Genomic DNA, 1,059 nt, shown 5'->3' on the forward strand with positions numbered 1-1,059 from the left:
GAAGGCATACACCGCATCGGGCTGGGCCGCGCGTATCTGCGCCAGCTCGGCACTGAAGTCCAAGGTCTGTGGCTTGAAATAGGTTTCCCCCGCCACCGCTCCGGTGTAGGTGCGTTTGAAGGCATCCACGTGTTCACGGCCCACGGGCACGCCCGTGGCCATGATGTAGACCTTCTTGAAACCGCTGGCGCTCAGGTGCTGACCCAGCGCTTCGTTGACGCTTTCAATGTGCCAGCCGGTGTTGAAGTAGAAGGGGCTGCACTTGCCGGCCACGAAATCGCGTGGACCGACGTTGGAGTTGATGAAGAACACCTGCTGCTGCGAGGCCAGTGGCGCAACCGCGTAGATCACGCCCGAGGCCATGACACCGGTGACCACATCCACGCGGTCACGTTTGACCATGCGGTCAAACACCTGTTTTCCGATATCGGGATTGCCCTGGTCGTCCCCGGCGATGATCTCCACCGGCAAGCCGCCCAGCTTGTTGCCCATCTGCTTCAGGGCGAGATCAAAACCGGCGCGCATTTCCTTGGAGACGCCGATGGTGGGAGCACCCGAAGCGGTGGCGAGAAACCCGATCTTGACCTTGTCGGCGGCGATGGCTGCTGTGGCCGCACACAAGATGACGGGGACGGCAATGGCACGTTGCAAGGTGTTCATGAGGATGCTCCTGTGGGTGTTGAAAGATGTCGGCAATGACGAAAGGAAGAACCGCGTCCGAAGTGCGAATTGGACAGGCCCAAGGGGCCTGTGCCGCGCACATCGCGGTGGCATGGCGCGCCAGCGGTCGCGCACCGGGAGAACGTTCGGGTGGACTGCGCGTGGGACCCCTGCACTAGGACCTGTTCACACCAACCGGCGCCGGGCAAAGCCCCAAGGCAACTTGGCACTGTCCTGCTCTCCGCCCCCGGCACCCAATGTCGGCACAAGACCCACGGCTTGTTCGAAACATTCCAAGGACGGTGGCAACACGGCACGGCCTGCGGCGCGCGCGCAGGCCACCCCACCACGGTGGGTTGACTGGGATGTGCCAACGAAATTTGCAATGCTTTGCACAGC

General features: G+C 62.4%; 1 protein-coding gene. It reads right to left on the reverse strand.

The features are described 5' to 3' along the window. The coding region (locus tag ABYB95_RS23905) for an ABC transporter substrate-binding protein (protein ID WP_372662984.1) at window positions 1–660 on the reverse strand (660 nt) is incomplete at its 3' end. Between the last annotated feature and the right edge of the window lie 399 nt (window positions 661–1,059).

The organism is Hydrogenophaga sp. (genome assembly GCF_041633695.1).
Taxonomy (GTDB): domain Bacteria; phylum Pseudomonadota; class Gammaproteobacteria; order Burkholderiales; family Burkholderiaceae_C; genus Hydrogenophaga.